This window comes from Paenibacillus thiaminolyticus (genome assembly GCF_003591545.1).
Taxonomy (GTDB): domain Bacteria; phylum Bacillota; class Bacilli; order Paenibacillales; family Paenibacillaceae; genus Paenibacillus_B; species Paenibacillus_B thiaminolyticus_A.
Map to the genome: position 1 here is coordinate 156693 of NZ_QYZD01000001.1, position 13550 is coordinate 170242.

Here is a 13550-nt window from a genome sequence, read left to right on the forward strand (position 1 = left end):
CGATTGGCGAAGTCATCGCAAAGGATACAGATAGGGGGCAGGATCACGAAGGGAGGATGGCGCTATGGCGCTGGCAGAGATTACGGTCATCCCTATCGGGACAGAGTCGCCGAGCTTGAGCTCGTACGTCGCCGATATGCAGCGTGCGCTTGAGCAGGTCGACGGCATCGTCTATGAACTGACGGCGCTGGGGACGATTATTGAAGGGCCGCTGGATCGATTGTTCGAGGCGGTACGAGCATTGCATGAGAGCCCATTCCAGAGCGGGGCTTCCCGGGTGTCGACCGTCGTGAAAATCGACGATCGCCGCGACAAGGCTGGATCAATCGGGCAGAAGCTCGCTTCCGTTCGCGAAAAACTGGAGCATTAATAAAGTACCCCTATCCTCTCGCTGCTCCGGCAGTGGCAAAAACAGCAATCGCCTCCCCGGTCTGAGCGACCGAAGGGAGGCGATTTTCATTATGGCAGCTATTCCAGATCAAGCAAAAAGACCGGTTCCCCGCCAAGCTCCTTGATGGCTTCCCTCGCTTCCTTCGGAATGTCGGTAATAATGCCGTCTACCCCGAGCGAGTAGAAGTGGGCCGCTCGTTCCGGGTCGTTAATCGTCCACACATAGAGCGGCTTGCCGATCAGCTTGGCGGAGGCGACCAGGCGGGCGGTGACGAACGCCTCCTCCACGACGAAGAAATCGGCATCGAACCGGTTCAGCGGCGCGAAGGTGGCGAAAATAATATAGCCGACCTTCAGCTCGGGAGCCTTTTCCTTCAACTCTTGAAGCAGATTATACTCGAGACTGGACACGACAACGTCATTCTCGGCCTGATGCCGGCGGATCGTATCGATGAAGCTGGAGACATAGTCCGGCGTCTCATAACCATGCGTCTTCAGCTCGAGGTTGAGGCGGATTCGGCCCTTCATCGCATCCAGCACTTCATCCAGCGAAGGAACTCGTCCGGCATAGCCGTTCTGGAAGAGCGGAATATCCTGCAGCTCAGCCAGAGTCAGATCATATACATTGACATTGCGCCGCGCCAGGCGCCTCAGATTGTGGTCGTGAATGACCGCCAGCTTCTGATCCTTCGTCTGCAAAATGTCCAGTTCAATATAATCGGCCCCGGCTTCAACCGCCCCTTCGAACGCGTCCAGCGTATTCTCGACCCCAGCGTTCACATTCCCGCGGTGGGCGATGATGACGAACTTATCTTTCGCTTCGCCCCAGTCGGTCAGCAACGCCGTGACGCCCCAACTGACCGCAATGAGCATGAGCAGGCCGAACAGGGCCAGCTTCGGGCGATGCTGTGAGGCGAAGAGACGTCTTTCCGCCCGGGTCGGGCCCCCGGCAATATCCGGCTCGTCCGAATGCAGGGAGATGTGCTTCTTACCTGCGTAACGGACATAGAGCCGGGTAACGACGGTGATGAACAGGGGTGTCATGACGAGCGTCATCACGTAGACCCCGAAGCTGATGACGCCCCCGACCGTGACGATGGCTGTCTCGGGCAGACTTTCCGGCAGCACGGCAATCGCCGCCGCGATCAGGGCGATGTAGACGGCGATGATCAGCACGAACACGAGCACCCATTCGCCGACGGCCCGGAGAATCGACCATTTGCTCTTCCAGAACAGGCGGGCGCTCTTCGCGAAGGCGCGCCAGAACTGGTTCGAATCCTCCAACACCAGGATGGGCAGCGCATAGATACAGAGCAGGTTCAGAATGGAGACGATCGTGAAAAACAGGATAAATACTGCCGTTCCAGTGCTGGTCTTCATCAGCTCTCCCGTAATGAAGTTCGGAATCGTGACGTTCGGCAGCAGCGAGGAGCCGAAGCCCGTATTCAGCAGCGGGAACAGCAGCAATAGGTACAGCGCCAGGCCGAATATCCCGATGCGCCACAGCCCAGGAAGGCGGGATAATGCTTTGAGCACGACGGCGCGCAGCCGGACAGTTTTGCCTTGCATCCCATAATAAGCGATATAAATAAGAACGGCGAATTCGGTATAAATCAGCATCATTGCCACCGGAGCGAGCAGGACAAGACTGAGCAATCCGTACCGGCTCAGGACAAAGCGCAGCAGATCGTGATTGGCTGCCGCCCCGAAGCCGCCGATCTCCAATATTTTGTTGAAGACGATCGACATGAACGGGATGAATAGCCCGATTGTCATTAGCTTGTAGAACAGCTCGAAAAGAAGAAAGGGCCGGTAAGCATATTTCCAGACCTGCAGCACCCCGCGAATCATTTGGAACGGACGCCGCGTCCGTAGGTTCAAGGTGTTCATGATGATTATGTTTCCTTTAGATGAGATTTTATATCAGAATTCGACGCTGTCTGAGGCACGTCATCCTTCATGCTGTATAACCTATTATAGGAAAATAGCGCCCATGATCCAAATGAACCGGAGAAGCGGAAAATTGGAGACCCGCATGATGGAAGCGCTGGCCACTAGATCGCAGCCTCGACTGCAGCAAAAAAGCTACCCTGCGGCAGATGGATGCTGCTGCAAGATAGCTGATTTGTTCGCTGGTACGATGTATTACACCCAGCCGCGAGCGCGCATAGCTTCAGTAACGCGTTGAAGCGAGATCATGTATGCGGCCGTACGCAGGTCCGTATTGTATTCATTGGCCATGTCGCGTACCGCTTCGTACGACTTGACCATATTTGTCTGTAGCTTGTCGAGGACTTCCTCTTCGCTCCAGTAATAGTTCATCAAGTTCTGTACCCATTCGAAGTAGGATACGGTTACGCCGCCAGCATTTGCCAAAATGTCGGGAATGACGATGCAGCCTTTTTGATTCAGGATGGCGTCCGCCTCCGGCGTCGTCGGGCCGTTCGCTGCTTCCGCCACGATGCGGGCTTTGATACGAGGGGCATTTTCCTTCGTGATGACATTTTCCAATGCTGCCGGAATGAGGATGTCGACGTCTAGTTCAAGGAGTTTCTCGTTCGAAACGTGGAAGTCTTGACCGTATTCCAATATCGTCGCCTCGTCCTTCAACTGCTCGACGCGGTCGAGATCGAGTCCGTTCGGATCGTAGATTCCTCCACGGGAGTCACTTACGGCTACGACAGTCGCGCCGAGGTCGGTCAGCAGGCGAGCCGCAATGCGTCCGGCGTTGCCGAAGCCTTGAATGGCGACCGTCGCCTTCTCCATCGGCCGGCCGATGTCCTGAAGCGCCGATTGAATCGTATATACGCAGCCTTGGGCCGTCGCTGCATTTCGTCCTTGGGAGCCCCCGATAATAATCGGTTTGCCTGTAATGACGCCCGGCGTATAATGTCCGCGCAGCTTGCTGTAGGTATCCATCATCCAGCCCATAATCTGCGGTGTCGTGTATACGTCTGGAGCCGGAATGTCCCGTTCAGGTCCTACAATATCCGAGATGGCTTCCATGAACGCGCGGCTGACCCGTTCAATTTCCCCTTTGCTCATTTGGCGAGGGTCGCAAATGACGCCGCCCTTGCCCCCGCCGTAAGGCAGGCCAACGACGCCGCATTTGAATGTCATCCACATCGATAATGCTTTGACCTCGTCCAGTGTCACGTCCGGATGGAATCGGATGCCGCCTTTTGTTGGTCCGATAGCATCGTTGTGCTGGGAACGATACCCGTCAAAAATCCGCACCGTACCGTCGTCCATCCGTACAGGGAAGCTCACCGATAAGACCCGTTTCGGCTTTTTCAATAGTTCAGTAATATGCTCGGGTAACTGTAATTTTGCCGCAGCCGCATCGATTTGCTTTTGTACGATTTCGTACGGGTTTAGCACTTCTGCTTGTTCACGTTGTAACATTTCCAAGGCTCATCACCCATCCTTTCAAGCTTTATAGGAACACTTTTCAAACATTATACTGAGAATGTGCGGATTTTGAAATAGCAAACATTACGAAGTTCATAAAATAGTTAAAGATTATATGACGTTTAGTGTAAATTTTCATTACATTAATTTATTCTTTTATGGCTATAAAACCTTTTAATAGAAAATATCTGTCAATTATACGCATATTTTTCGTCTTCGTGATGTGGACATTTGGGGTATGGCAGAAGTAAGGAAGGGAAAGCTGACGTCGCATAATCCTAATGACAGCACGTGTTCTCGTTTTTTGAGCTTTGTCTTTCTCAGGAGGACGTTCGTGTTTTTGGGAAATGGACGAGAGACCTCTCTTCACCCGGAGAACCGGCATAACGGAATGCGGAATGCTGTTCTTCTATCCTAAAATGTGCCCTATTATAATGGAAATGATTTTTTTTATTGTGGTGATTATTTTTTGTTATTCCCCATCCAAATTATACATCGCTTCTATTGTATAACATGGAATTTCCCTATTCTCCCCTCCTTTTGTTCCGACCGGGCACAATGCGGCTTGAAGAACTCCATTGCCTTGCTCTGATGCAGTATTTAAGCTTGAAAATATAGTATGCAGGATGCGCAGGATTCGATGCCATCCAAGCTGTAGGTGAGGCATCAGGATGCAGCAGCGTCGGTTTGTCCGCCGATCGGAAGGGGATTCCGAATGAGCGGCTATGAACGGACGGTTCCTCTGATGAAGAAGCCGAGGGCGTACATGCACGGAACGCATGAATACAGCTGGATGGTGCTCGGCGTCGCCTCCTTTCCGCACCTGGATGTCGCTCCTCCGTACCATTCGGAGGGCCAATTTTTCCCGAATCCGTACATTTGCAGGAACCGTTTGTATGGACAGACGGTGAAGGAGGAGATATGATGATTGCCAAGGACATGGACGGGTGGGTATGCAGCGAGAAATACACCGGAATCCGGGCCACGTCCCGGGATGGCCACAGTTGGTTGTGGACTAGGGTTATCGGGCTTATTCCCGTCCCATCCGATGGAACGACCGCAAGGAGCCGCTGATGGGCAATCTGGAGCGCTCGTTCCTGCTCTTGGAGGAAGGACGGCCGACCCGCCTGTTCGCAGCGGCCTCGGATGGAACGAACGGGCTCCATGATGCGAAGCATACGTGGAACATGGTCATACCAATCGATGGAGGGATTCGATGAACAGCTCAGTATCGAAGCGAACGATTCAAGACGGAGATGTAGTTCTTTTTCAAGGCGACAGCATCACGGATGCGGGCCGTCAGCGGGAACTGCCCTCTCATCTGGGCACAGGCTATGCCTTCATGGCGGCTGGTCTGTTCCAGAGCATGTACCCGCAGGTTGATGTCACGTTCCTGAACCGGGGCATCAGCGGAGACAGGGTATGCGATCTGCAGGTACGATGGGAGGATGACTGCCTGAAGCTGAAGCCGACATGGGTCAGCATTTACATCGGGATCAACGATTGCTGGCGGCGCTATAGCCGACAGGATGAGACGACAGCCGAGCAATTCGAGTCAGGGTACCGTGATATTATTGAACGGACCTTGAAGGAGTTGGAAACGCAGCTCGTGCTCATCGAGCCGTTCGTGCTGCCGGTGCCGGCCGATCGGACACAATGGCGGGAGGATTTGGATCCGAAGATTCATATTGTGCGCCAGTTAGCCCGTGAATACGGCGCTTATTATGTGCCGCTGGACGGTCTGTTCGCGCAGGCGGCTGCCCGCCGCGAACCGCAATTCTGGGCACCGGATGGCGTGCATCCAACACCGGCGGGCCACGCGATGATCGCGAAGGCTTGGCTGGAAGCGGTGGGCACTACGGCATTCTAATCGAATGCGTTGCCTAAGAGCTTGTAGGGCCATCCTGTGTCGCCTTTTCGCGGCGCAGGATTTTTTTTGCGATCCAGGGAGCAGCATAGCACGGCATAATTGTCATGAGATTGGATTTGGGCGCCGGCTTGGCTTGTGGCAATTGCCGGGTATGCTTGAATTCAGCCCTGTGATGTTGTTATGCTAAAGCCGAAAGGCTCACGAACATAGCGAGGAGGTTCGAATGTGACCCGCATTTTAATTGTGGATGACGATAAGGAGATTGCCGATTTAATTGAAATATATTTAAGGAACGAAGGCTACCAACTGTTCAAGGCGCATGACGGGGTTGAAGCTTTGTCGGTGCTGGAACGGGATCCGGTGGACCTGGTCATTCTGGATATTATGATGCCGAAGCTGGACGGGATGTCCGTCTGTCTGAAGATTCGGGAAAAGCAGGCGACACCGGTTCTCATGCTGAGCGCTAAAGCAGAGGACATGGATAAAATTATGGGACTGATGACCGGCGCGGATGATTATATGGTGAAGCCGTTCAACCCGTTGGAGCTGGTGGCCCGTGTCAAGTCACTCCTTCGCCGCACGTATCAGTTGAATGCTCATATCCAGGCCGGTTCCGAGCCTGCCGGAGTCATCCGCATTCAGGATCTTGAGATCAACAAGGCGACACATTCCGTTCGGGTGAACGGGCAACCGATCCATTTGACCTCGATGGAATTCGAAATTCTCTATGTGATGGCAAGCCATCCAGGGAGAGTATACAGCGCCGAAGAGCTGTACGAACGGGTGTGGCAGGAGAGCTTCAATGGTTCTCACAATACAGTAGCGGTTCATATCAGCAAGCTGCGGGATAAGCTGGAGGCCCATGGCGATAAATATATTCAGACCGTATGGGGAGTAGGGTATAAGATTGAACAGGCATTGGGCTAAAAGTATCCGTTGGAAGCTGCTTTTTAGGTTTGTGCTGACCCTGCTGCTTACCTTTATGAGCCTCGTTTTACTCATGTTTGCGGCTGGTGTGATTCGGGAGTTGAACGAGCCTGTCACGTACCGCATCATCAACTTCCTGGCGTTTGAGCTGGGTGTTGTGCCTACGATGGTGATTACGGGCATAATCCTGTTCATCCTCTTCTATGTGCTGTTGAACCGCCAGCTGATTGGCAGTCTTGAGCGGATTACGGAGACGGTGCAGCATATTGCCGATGGGGATTTCGATCAGCGGTGCAATATTACGACCGATGACGAGATTGGGCGTCTGGCCACAAACATTGATGTTATGGTCTATCAATTGAAGACCTCTATCGAGGAAGAACGGCTGGCGGAACGGACGAAGAATGAGCTGATTACGAGCGTTTCACATGATCTGCGGACGCCGCTCACCTCGATTCTCGGCTATTTGGGGCTGGTTGAGCAGGATCGTTATCGCGATGAAGTGGAACTGCGGCATTATATTCATATTGCCTATGAGAAGGCCGAGCGGCTGAATGTCATGATTAACGATCTGTTCGAATATACGCGGATGAACGGCGGCATGACCTTGCGCACCAAGCCGATGAACGTGTCAGAGATGGCTGGCCAGCTGTGCGTGCATTACCGGTACCCGATGGAACAGGCTGGATTAACGCTGCAAATGAGCAGTAATACAGACAAATGCTGGGTTGATGCCGATCCAGACAAACTGGTGCGCGTGTTCGACAATCTGTTGTCCAATGCGATGCATTATGCGTACAGCGGCAGCGTCGTGGAGCTTCATCTCCGTCAAGAGAAAGACAAGGTGGAGATTGTCATCAAAAATGCGGGTGACCCCATCCCGAGCCACGATCTGCCTCATATCTTCGATCGCTTCTATCGCGTCGAAAAATCACGTTCCGAGAAAACCGGCGGCTCCGGACTCGGCCTTGCGATCGCCAAGACGATTATCGAGCTTCACGGCGGAACCATCCGCGCCGAGAGCTCATCCCAGGCGACGCTGTTCATTATCGATCTTCCGCGAATCGCTCCGCCTGATCCTGCTTATAAGAGTCGAGCAGACGGCGCGTCCGGGCAGGGCGCCTCTGCCACTGCACCAGAATAAGCTGAATAAGATGGTCAAAGCAGTGCCGGGGGCGCTGCTTTTTTGTTGACTTGGCGGCGTTGGTTTGTAGGGGGGGAGGCGAGTGTCTTGATATGGCTTCATTGCATCTGCGCTCTATCGCTTCTACGGCAATTTTTCTACGATTCTACTGTTTCTACGATTCTACTGTTTCTACGATCCTATTGTTTCACGATCCTATTGTTTCTATGGTTCTATTGCTTCTATGGCTCTTTTGATCGGTATCCCCGTCGTTCAGGAAAAGTCGCTTGGGAAAAGCGGAATGATAATATCAAACTAGTACGTATACGTACCAAACAGAGAAACAAGGATGCGAGACAATCATGATGATGAAAGGTAAATAGGAAAAGGGTACACGCCGAGTTTGAAGAGGATAGTAGCTTCATTATGCGGGAACACGCATCATGTCAAAATCCCAATACGAAATAAGTTCCGATACTACATCCCGTAAATTATTTCCCACCTAAAATATCGACTTCAAATCGGTTACGGCTATTGAGGAACGGTAACTTTAATGAGTATATGTGACTCATAAGTGATAAGTATACTCCGCTTCTCTGCGAATAAATTCACGCAGCCGCCGTATATCGAGAGTGGCTGCGTAATGAGCTTGCCCGCCTCAAATAACGATCCCGAGCCCCATTTCTGGCACAGCATATCTTAGCCAAATGCCCCCATCCGGCTGCGTGTCGGGCGACTGTATTTTCCCGGTAACAAAATTCATCTAAATAATGCTGCAGGTACTTGCTGCTTATCCCGCGGAACGTATCGCATAGCCAACGCTTTGCTCGCCGGAACACAGTGTATAGGGGACTATTGTGCTTGACTCGAAACCGCTGGCGGATAATAGAGATTGCGGCGGTCAGCGCCGATACGTGTTGTTCAATAAAGTCATCGCATCCCGAAGGAAGAAGCAGCTTGCCGGACATGTGCTGCCGGTTGACCAGCTTCATCTTATACTCCTGCTCCTGGCCATCTGGGGCCAGTGAGGCTGCCACGATAAGCGGATGTTCCTGTGCCGTCAGCTCGAAACAGGAATATTGGCGGCTGCTGCCGTAATAGGCGATAAAGCCATGAACGTTATGCTCGAGCTGTTCTTGCTCGTCAGCACAGCTAATCGCAGTGCGAATCTTATGGAGCATCGCCCATGCCGTCTTGTAGGTAACCTCAATAATAGAGCTCAGCTTGACCGCATTAATGCCTTCATCCCGACGAGAGACAAGCCATATCGCGGCTATCCACTTCCGCAGGGAGGTTCTGCTGCCCTCCATGATCGTGCCAGCGGTCAGGGATGTCTGGTGCTGGCAAGCGCTGCATTCGTACAAAGGAAGGCGCCGAGTCCGGATGACATAGGCACGGGTATGCCGGCAGTTCGGGCAGCGGTAGCCATGAGGCCATTTCAGCGCAAACAGGGCAGGAATACATGAATCTTCTGTAGGGAAACAACCTGTCAACTCCTCCAACGTACCAGCGTTTGTCCAGCCAATCATCCGAGCACCCTCCCATAGTACAGTTTAAAGGCAAACATATGTTCTTGTGGTTAGAGTAGCAAACATATGTTTCCATGTCAAGTGGATTTTTGGTATGAAGAAATAAAACAACAACGAGCCTCGTTACATGAAAGCCATTGTTTTGAACCCTAATTACCTGAGTAGTTGGGAGGTTCATCAAAAGCGGGCAAAGAATCTCTGGACAGTGGGAGTTCATCATAAGGCTTGTAAAAGCCTCCTTGAGTAATTGAGAGAAGCAAAAGATGTTGCAACTCCATTCCTGAGTGATCGGGAGACTCACCGTAAGGCGTTGTCCAAGTGCACTCCTGAGCGACGGAGAAATTCATCGTAAGGTGTTGCAAATGCACTCCTTAGCGTCTGGGAGATTCGGCATAGGACGTTTGCAAAGGGCAACCTGAGTAATTGGGAGACTCGCTGTAAGGGGTGCAGAGGTACTCTGCATAGCTAGGAGATTGATTGCCACGACTCAGGTAAATGTGAGACGCGACCCTGAGCCGATGGGAGGGCGAGCAGAAGGACACAAACAGAAAAAGGGGATTCCACTATACCGGGCAAAGAGTAACGCGATCATGCTTCGGGGGCCTTCATGTTTTCTTCATAGTTTCTTATGTTTTGTTCATTATTGCTTACAACTATGTTAAGCGGGGTTCTATAGAATGAGGATCATTCTTAGAACGATAATGAGTGAAGGTGAGATAAATCATGAAAGCAGTTGAGAAGAAGCGGTGGGTGCTGTTAGGAGCGGTTTTGGTCGTGGGGGTATGGTTTTGGGCGCAGCCGGCGGCTTTGGGGGTTAAGCAGTTTTTGAAGAGTGCTCTGGCTGAATTGCAGCCAGAAAGGGAGAACCGGTTGTTCGCACATTATGACTTGGAAGCGGAGGCGGCGATCGTCATTGATCCGGATACGGGGAAAGTGCTCTTTTTCAAAAATGATCAGGAACGGAAGGCGCCTGCCAGCACGACAAAAATGATGACGGCGCTGCTTGGTCTGGAGCGGAAGCAGGGCAATGAGACGGTGGAAGTGGGCGCGGAGGTCCTTCTTAAAGAACCGGGGGAGAGCACGGCGGGGTTGGAGCCGGGTCAGGAGATTTCCTGGTACCAGCTGATTGAAGCGCTGATGCTGCCATCCGGCAATGATGCGGCGCGCACAATTGCGGTCCAGATTGGACGCCAGGAAAGCGGCGATCCGGATATGAGCATTGATGAAGCGATGAAGGTGTTCGTTCGCTTGATGAATGAACGGGCTGAGAAGTTGGGGCTGCGCAATACTCATTTCAACAATCCGCATGGTCTGAACGATCCCGATCATTACAGTTCGGCGTATGATTTGGCGCTTATTGCCCAAGAGGCGATGAAGAACAGGCATTTCCGGGCGATTGTTCGTATGACGTATGCGGAGGTGACCCCGGCCTCGGTTGGAGCGCAGGGCGAAGTGTCCGGATTGGTCAACCGCAATCAGCTGCTGCAAAAAGGGAGCGAATATTATTATGAGGGAGCGACTGGCATAAAGACCGGCTTCACGGATGAGGCGGGGTATTGTCTCGTGTCGTCGGCGGTGCGGGATGGCCGCCATCTGATTGCCGTCGTTCTCCATTCGACAAACGATAAGGTATGGAAGGACTCGCACAAGCTGCTTGATTTCGGATTCGGTCAGCTGGAGTGAGGGAAAAATAGGACACCCCCTGCATGACGATTACCGTCGTGCAGGGGGTGTGTTATAGGGGTTACAAAGAAAGCGGCAGAACCATAGGTTCAATTGCATCTTTGCGGTTGCAGTTGGTTATGACTTCGTGATTACTCCACGCGGGAGTTGTTTTTCACGAAATCGATGATTTCGTCCACATAACCGAAAGCAATTGCTGTTACTGTATCGGCTGCGCCGTAGTAAATCGCAATGCGGCCGGAAGCGGCATCCACGAGCGAAGCGCATGGGAATGCAACGTTCGGAACGTCGCCGACGCATTCGTACAGGGTAGATGGCTGCAGCAGGTACGGCTCGCTGCGGTACAGGACCTTCCAAGGCTGCTCCAAGTCAAGCAGCGCGGCGCCGAATGCGTACACAAAGCCATTGCAGGAGTTGAGCACGCCGTGGTAGATCATCAGCCAGCCTTCGCTTGTCTCGATTGGGATTGGGCCTGCGCCAATTTTCTTGCTCTGCCATCCGCCCATAGGCGCCATGACATGGCGGTGATGTCCCCAGTGCTCCAGATCCGGGCTCTCGCTGTAGAAGATATCGCCGAATGGAGTATGGCCCGTGTCGGATGGACGGCTGACCATTGCATACTTGCCGTTAATTTTGCGCGGGAACATAACCCCGTTGCGGTTGTAAGGCAAGAATGCATTTTCAAGCTGATGGAATGTCTTGAAATCGTATGTGTAAGCGATGCCGATTGTCGGCCCGTGGTAAATGTTGCACCAGGTAACATAGAAGCGGTCTTCGATCCAGCATACGCGCGGATCGTAGCCTTCGATGAAGTTGCCGATCTCCGGATCGTCGCATTGGAACGTGATTGGTTCCGGGTTGATGTCCCAGTTCAGACCGTCTTTGCTGAAGCCGGCATGAAGCCGCATGTAACGGCATTTATCATCGCAGCGGAAGACGCCTGCGAATCCGCCTTCGAAAGGAACGACGGCGCTGTTGAAAATACTGTTGGAATTAGGCAGCAAATCACGCGGGATGACCGGGTTGTTGCTATAGCGCCACAACACCTCTTTATGGCCTGCTGGCCGCTCTTCCCACGGCATGTTCGGGATATCCGGACCGAGAATCTTCAATTGGCTCATGATGTGACTCCTCACTTTGCAAATAATGTCATGGTGAAATATGGTACAGCGTGGATAGACATGCACCTTCAGGCCGGCGAAGCTCTCCAGCTCCCTTACAGTCTGGGCAGGAAGGACTCATCATAGACCTGGGCGGTCACCACCTGCTGCCGGCGAATGCCGCCGCACCGAAAAATGGCACGGGACAAAGCGCCCTTTTCCTACATCCAGAGTAATGCAGACTTGGCATAATGTCAAGTTGATAATGTGCATTTTGCATCTAAAACCCTACAAAACCATCCGATTTAACTTACATTTTAAAATGAATGTAAGTTTACATTTTGCATGGCATGCACGTGAGGCCCGCGGAGCAGATTACTGGGAAGGGCAGGCTTACGATTCCCGCCACATCATCTCGACATCGAGCCGTATCATCTCGTTAGGCCGCTTCGGATGGCCCATTCTCCATACGATCTGATCGCCTGCCCGCATGCCCATTTCCTCCTTAGGAACATGCACGGTCGTCAGAGACGGCTGCACCAGTATCGATTCCGCGATGTTGTCGAAGCCGGTCAACGCAATATCTCCCGGGATGCTGAGCCCCGATTCGCGTATGATATTCATCAGCTCAATCGCGATCGCGTCGTTCACGCAGACGAAGGCAGTCGGCTTCCGCTTCAGGGCGCGGAAGGCTTCCCGCAGCTCCGCTTCCGTGTAATAATGGCGCTGCATGCGGTTGATGATGCAGTAGTCTTCATCCGCGTCCATTCCGCGCTCTCTCAAGGCGAGCTGGAAGCCTTCCCAGCGCTCGCGGTAGCTTAGGCATGATCCAATATCCCCCACAAAGCCGATATTCCGATGGCCCTGATCAATAAGCTTGCTCGCCAGCGTATGGACGCTGTGCTTGTTGTCAGCCAGCAAAATGTCGCATTTCAAATCGCCGGGCTTATAATCGGCATGGGTGTCGATGAACAGGGATGCCGTTCCCGTAGATGCGATCATCTCATAATATTCGCGGAGGAACGGCCCGATCGTGATGACTCCCGCCGGCTTCTGCTGGTGAAAAAGTCCCGGAAGGAGAAGCTGGCGTTCTTCCTCCATATCGACGATGGTCATCGTCAACGTGCAGCCTGCTTCCTTCAGCGTCGCATTCAGCCCCTTCAGAAAGGACATCCAATAAGGATTGCCCATATAGTCCGAATGGGTCAGCAGCGCAACAAGCCGGTTCTCTGCGGCGTAAGCCTCGGAGGAGGTCAGTTCATGATGAATCTTCATATAACCGAGCTCGACTGCCTTTTGCAGGACGCGCCGCTTCGTGTCTACACGCAGGCCGGGGTCGTTGTTCAGCGCCTTGGATACGGTGTTCCGGGACAGGCCCAGGGCGTCGGCGATATGCTGCTGAGTAACTTTTGTTTTATGTGACATGGGTTCATCGCTCCGATTTCGTGGTGGTTGATCCTAGTTTCGTGCTGTACATTGTTTAGTATTAGTATAATTTAACTTTACATTTTTGACAA

13 protein-coding genes are annotated in these 13550 nt (G+C 52.6%); 8 read left to right on the plus strand and 5 right to left on the minus strand.

Features of this window, described 5'->3' with window-relative positions; translation table 11 throughout:
* Positions 1 to 64 precede the first annotated feature (64 nt).
* Positions 65 to 370 carry an MTH1187 family thiamine-binding protein gene (locus DQX05_RS00770; protein ID WP_119790031.1) on the plus strand — a complete coding sequence of 102 codons (306 nt, stop codon included), beginning with the start codon at positions 65 to 67 and terminating at the stop codon, positions 368 to 370.
* A gap of 98 nt (positions 371 to 468) precedes the next feature.
* Here the strand turns inward: DQX05_RS00770 and DQX05_RS00775 are convergent, their stop codons facing one another.
* Both DQX05_RS00775 and DQX05_RS00780 read right to left on the minus strand, forming a co-directional pair.
* The gene (locus tag DQX05_RS00775) at positions 469 to 2280 is read right to left on the minus strand and encodes a glycerophosphodiester phosphodiesterase (RefSeq protein ID WP_119790033.1); all 1812 of its coding nucleotides are present in this window, start codon (positions 2278 to 2280) and stop codon (positions 469 to 471) included.
* A gap of 255 nt (positions 2281 to 2535) precedes the next feature.
* Positions 2536 to 3795: a Glu/Leu/Phe/Val family dehydrogenase gene (locus DQX05_RS00780; RefSeq protein ID WP_119790722.1), complete on the minus strand. Its 1260-nt coding sequence runs from the start codon at positions 3793 to 3795 to the stop codon at positions 2536 to 2538.
* A gap of 721 nt (positions 3796 to 4516) precedes the next feature.
* Between DQX05_RS00780 and DQX05_RS00785 the strand changes: the two genes are divergently transcribed.
* From DQX05_RS00785 to DQX05_RS00800, 6 genes are all read left to right on the plus strand, one after another.
* Positions 4517 to 4726, plus strand: coding sequence for a hypothetical protein (locus DQX05_RS00785; protein WP_119790035.1), 210 nt, complete (start codon positions 4517 to 4519; stop codon positions 4724 to 4726).
* Positions 4726 to 4875 carry a hypothetical protein gene (locus DQX05_RS30465; RefSeq protein WP_182914568.1) on the plus strand — a complete coding sequence of 50 codons (150 nt, stop codon included), beginning with the start codon at positions 4726 to 4728 and terminating at the stop codon, positions 4873 to 4875. The genes DQX05_RS00785 and DQX05_RS30465 overlap by 1 nt, the downstream gene beginning before the upstream one ends.
* Positions 4875 to 5021: a hypothetical protein gene (locus tag DQX05_RS30470; protein ID WP_182914569.1), complete on the plus strand. Its 147-nt coding sequence runs from the start codon at positions 4875 to 4877 to the stop codon at positions 5019 to 5021. The genes DQX05_RS30465 and DQX05_RS30470 overlap by 1 nt, the downstream gene beginning before the upstream one ends.
* Entirely contained in the window at positions 5018 to 5671 is a 654-nt protein-coding gene (locus tag DQX05_RS00790; RefSeq protein ID WP_119790037.1) for an SGNH/GDSL hydrolase family protein, read from the plus strand. The genes DQX05_RS30470 and DQX05_RS00790 overlap by 4 nt, the downstream gene beginning before the upstream one ends.
* Before the next feature lie 225 nt (positions 5672 to 5896).
* A complete protein-coding gene (locus DQX05_RS00795) occupies positions 5897 to 6598 on the plus strand; it encodes a response regulator transcription factor (protein WP_119790039.1) in 702 nt (233 codons plus the stop codon).
* A gap of 73 nt (positions 6599 to 6671) precedes the next feature.
* Positions 6672 to 7742 carry a sensor histidine kinase gene (locus tag DQX05_RS00800; RefSeq protein ID WP_259391715.1) on the plus strand — a complete coding sequence of 357 codons (1071 nt, stop codon included), beginning with the start codon at positions 6672 to 6674 and terminating at the stop codon, positions 7740 to 7742.
* Between the two features lie 587 nt (positions 7743 to 8329).
* Here DQX05_RS00800 and DQX05_RS00805 read toward each other — a convergent pair.
* Positions 8330 to 9250 (minus strand): transposase, encoded by a 921-nt coding sequence (locus DQX05_RS00805; RefSeq protein WP_119790043.1) that lies wholly within the window; start codon positions 9248 to 9250, stop codon positions 8330 to 8332.
* Positions 9251 to 9973: 723 nt separating this feature from the next.
* Between DQX05_RS00805 and DQX05_RS00810 the strand changes: the two genes are divergently transcribed.
* Entirely contained in the window at positions 9974 to 10933 is a 960-nt protein-coding gene (locus DQX05_RS00810) for a D-alanyl-D-alanine carboxypeptidase family protein (RefSeq protein ID WP_119790044.1), read from the plus strand.
* 131 nt (positions 10934 to 11064) lie between these two features.
* On the opposite strand, the gene DQX05_RS00815 is transcribed toward DQX05_RS00810, so the two are convergent.
* Positions 11065 to 12054: a glycoside hydrolase family 130 protein gene (locus tag DQX05_RS00815; protein ID WP_119790046.1), complete on the minus strand. Its 990-nt coding sequence runs from the start codon at positions 12052 to 12054 to the stop codon at positions 11065 to 11067.
* Between the two features lie 372 nt (positions 12055 to 12426).
* Entirely contained in the window at positions 12427 to 13458 is a 1032-nt protein-coding gene (locus DQX05_RS00820) for a LacI family DNA-binding transcriptional regulator (RefSeq protein WP_119790048.1), read from the minus strand.
* Positions 13459 to 13550: the final 92 nt, after the last annotated feature.

Excerpts from the sequence above, each read along its gene's own strand:
- DQX05_RS00785 (WP_119790035.1), top strand. The coding sequence starts at position 4,517 with ATGAGCGGCTATGAACGGACGGTTCCTCTGATGAAGAAGCCGAGGGCG.
- DQX05_RS00800 (WP_259391715.1), top strand. The coding sequence starts at position 6,672 with ATGTTTGCGGCTGGTGTGATTCGGGAGTTGAACGAGCCTGTCACGTAC.
- DQX05_RS00805 (WP_119790043.1), bottom strand. The coding sequence starts at position 9,250 with ATGATTGGCTGGACAAACGCTGGTACGTTGGAGGAGTTGACAGGTTGT.
- DQX05_RS30465 (WP_182914568.1), top strand. The coding sequence starts at position 4,726 with ATGATTGCCAAGGACATGGACGGGTGGGTATGCAGCGAGAAATACACC.
- DQX05_RS00820 (WP_119790048.1), bottom strand. The coding sequence starts at position 13,458 with ATGTCACATAAAACAAAAGTTACTCAGCAGCATATCGCCGACGCCCTG.
- DQX05_RS00780 (WP_119790722.1), bottom strand. The coding sequence starts at position 3,795 with ATGTTACAACGTGAACAAGCAGAAGTGCTAAACCCGTACGAAATCGTA.
- DQX05_RS00810 (WP_119790044.1), top strand. The coding sequence starts at position 9,974 with ATGAAAGCAGTTGAGAAGAAGCGGTGGGTGCTGTTAGGAGCGGTTTTG.
- DQX05_RS30470 (WP_182914569.1), top strand. The coding sequence starts at position 4,875 with ATGGGCAATCTGGAGCGCTCGTTCCTGCTCTTGGAGGAAGGACGGCCG.
- DQX05_RS00770 (WP_119790031.1), top strand. The coding sequence starts at position 65 with ATGGCGCTGGCAGAGATTACGGTCATCCCTATCGGGACAGAGTCGCCG.
- DQX05_RS00790 (WP_119790037.1), top strand. The coding sequence starts at position 5,018 with ATGAACAGCTCAGTATCGAAGCGAACGATTCAAGACGGAGATGTAGTT.
- DQX05_RS00775 (WP_119790033.1), bottom strand. The coding sequence starts at position 2,280 with ATGAACACCTTGAACCTACGGACGCGGCGTCCGTTCCAAATGATTCGC.
- DQX05_RS00815 (WP_119790046.1), bottom strand. The coding sequence starts at position 12,054 with ATGAGCCAATTGAAGATTCTCGGTCCGGATATCCCGAACATGCCGTGG.